The organism is Bradyrhizobium sp., from assembly GCF_035484855.1.
In the GTDB taxonomy this organism is placed as follows: Bacteria; Pseudomonadota; Alphaproteobacteria; order Rhizobiales; family Xanthobacteraceae; genus Bradyrhizobium.
Genome location: NZ_DATHOP010000174.1, coordinates 1 through 3009, shown reverse-complemented (window position 1 = coordinate 3009; position 3009 = coordinate 1). Strand labels below are relative to the sequence as shown.

Below are 3009 nucleotides of genomic sequence, written 5' to 3'. Positions count from 1 at the left end.
GACCAATTCTTCGACAATCGTGACGACCGAGTGCGGCCCGTTCCACGGCGCCAATAATTTTAACGCTGCCGCGACAAACCCGATCGCGGCACCGTAAAGCAGCGCGCGCGTCGTATTCCACGGGGCAGCATCGGCTTCTCTGCGCATATCGCCGGAGGCTAGCGCGTTTTCGAGATCGGGCTCTAGTGCCCTGCCCCGGCGCCGGCTTGCGGCTGCGGCTTTTTCATCAGCAGCCCGAAGGCCGCCAGCACCAGGAACAGCACCGTCAGCACCAAGAACACGTCGGCATAGCTCAGCACGGAGGCCTGCAAGCGCACGATCGCCTGCAGTTTTGCCAGCGCCCGCATCTGCGCATCCGAGCCTTGAAAACGCGCCGCCATATTGGCGAGCATCTCGTTGGCCGAGATGTTCGCCGGGTTCACCGCTTCGTGCAGCCGCGTCAGATGCAGATCCATCCGGTCGTTGAACCAGGTATTGATGGCGGCAAGCCCGATGGCGCCGCCGAGATTTCGCATCAAGTTGAACAAGCCCGAGGCGTTCTTGACGCGCTCGGGCGGAAGCGTCCCAAGCGCGGTATTGGTCACCGGAATGATCGCGAACATCAGCCCGACGCCGCGGAATATTTGCGGCCACAGCAATTCCCAGAAATCCCAATCCGAAGTGACATAAGTCATCTGCCAGGTGCCGACCGCGAAGAACACGAAGCCCGCCACCAGGATAAAGCGCGGATCGAGTCTCTCGTTGAGCTGACCGGCGATCGGCGCGGTGAGGAACATCACCAGGCCGGAGACGAACATGGTCTCGCCGATCATCAGCGAGTCGTAGCCGCGCACTTGGGCCAGATACACCGGATAGAGATAGGTCAAGCCGTAAAGCCCGATGCCGAGCACGAAGGAAAACAGGCTGCCGACGGCGAAATTGCGATTGGCGAAAGCGCGCAGATCGACGATCGGCACCCGCGCCGTCAGCACGCGGGCGAAGAAGACAATGGCCGACAACGCTGAAACGATGGCGACGGCGAAAATCGTGTCGTCGTCGAACCATTCGTAACGCGGCCCCTCTTCGAGCACATATTCGAGCGCGCCGAGAAAACCGGCCATGCTGAGCAGACCGTACCAGTCGAAATTCTTCAGCAGCGCGAAATCCGGCTTGTCGAAATCGACCAGCAGATAGGTCGCGATGGTGACGACAATGCCGGGCGGGACGTTGATGAAAAACAGCCAGTGCCACGAATAAGCATCGGTCAGATAGCCGCCGACGGTCGGGCCGATAGTCGGCGCCAATGTCGCGATCAACCCGACCACCGGGGCCACGAACTTTTGCCGCGGGCCTTGGAAGATCAAATAAGCCGTGGCGAATACCGTCGGCACCATGCCGCCGCCGATAAAACCTTGCACCGCGCGCCACACGATCATGCTGTCGATCGAGGTACTCGTGCCGCACATGACGCTGGCGATGGTAAAGCCGCCAGCCGAGATCGTGAACAGGATGCGGGTGCCGATGGCGCGGGACAAGAATCCCGACAACGGGATCGCGACGACTTCGGCGATCAGATAGGCAGTCTGCACCCAGGGAATCTCATCGGCTGATGCGGACAGGCCAGCCTGAATCTCGGAGAGCGACGCCGACACGATCTGGATGTCGAGAAACGCCATGAACATGCCGAAGCACATGGCGAGAAAGGCGAACAGCCGGCGCGGCGGGATCGGGTCAAGCGCCGCGCGCGGCTGTTGCTCGGCCTGGGACCTTGGCCGGGGAACTCTACGGGAAGGAAGCGTTGCGGAGATCGAGGTCACGGCATCTCCTCCGCGATCTATTGAGCATCGGACTGCAAGTTCGGAACGGCCTCGGCGGCATTGGCTGTCGAGGTCAGGCCGGCATCACGCGCCGCATCCTGCTTGATTGCATTTGGCTTGGTGTTGACACTGACCACGACCGACATGCCCGGCCGCAACATGCGCTGCGCCGTAACGCCAGCTGGCACTTCGATCCGCACCGGCAGCCGCTGCACGATCTTGGTGAAATTGCCGGTGGCATTGTCCGGCGGCAGCAGCGAGAACACGGAGCCGGAAGCCGGCGACAGCGACGCCACCCGCCCGGTAATGTCGTGATCCGGCAGCGCATCGACGCTGATCGAAACCGGCTGGCCGGGATGGATCCGGGCGAGTTGGGTTTCCTTGAAATTGGCGTCGACATAGACGTCGTTGAGCGGCACGAGGCTCGCGACGCGCTGTCCGGTTTGCACGTAGTCGCCGGTCTGGACCGCGCGATTGCTGAACACGCCGTCGACCGGAGCGCGGATGATGGTGAACGACAGATCGCGTTCGGCCTTCGCCAGCGCGGTCTGCAATTCATCGAACGTGCGCGAGGCTTCTTGTTGCTGCGCCTTGAGCACGTCGAGATTGGCCTCTGCCGCCTCGATCATCGCCTGCGCGCTCTGGATCGCGGCGGCAGCCTGATCACGGCTCGCAACCGCCTGTTCGAGCGTCTGCTGGCTAGCGAATTTCTGCGCCGCCAGAGCCTGCTGCCGGTCGAACTCAAGCTGCGTCTTTTTGGCTTCGGCCTGCGCCGAAAGCATCTGCGCTTTGGTCTGGTCGACATTGGCCTGCTGCGCCACGACCTGGCGGCCGATGCGATCGACAGTGGCCTGTTGGGTCGCAGCCTTTTCCCGCGCCGCATCCACCGCGAGCTGATAATCGCCATTGTCGATGGTGGCGATCACGTCGCCCGCATGCACCGTCGCATTGTCGTTGACCGGAATGCTTGCAACATAGCCGGAGATTTTCGAAGCAAGGGTCGTGTTGTGGGCGCCGACATAGGCGTCGTCGGTCGAGACCATGTAACGGCCGGAAATCCACCAATGCGCGCCCACTCCGCCGGCGACCATGATCGCAATGGCCGCGGCCGTTGCGATCAGCGTACGGCGATCGAAGGCCGGCCACCGCGACACCCGGCGCGGTGCCGGCTTGATGTCGTCGTCATTGTCTTCGGTGCTCAACGGCTGAACGT

Annotated in this window: 2 protein-coding genes; both read right to left on the bottom strand. The window is 62.4% G+C overall.

From position 1 onward, the window contains the following. Window positions 1-182: 182 nt before the first annotated feature. Window positions 183-1706, bottom strand: coding sequence for a DHA2 family efflux MFS transporter permease subunit (locus tag VK804_RS19830; protein WP_325373350.1), 1524 nt, complete (start codon window positions 1704-1706; stop codon window positions 183-185). Between the two features lie 107 nt (window positions 1707-1813). Then, a partial coding sequence (locus VK804_RS19825) for an HlyD family secretion protein (protein ID WP_325373348.1) occupies window positions 1814-3009 on the bottom strand: 1196 nt, incomplete at its 5' end.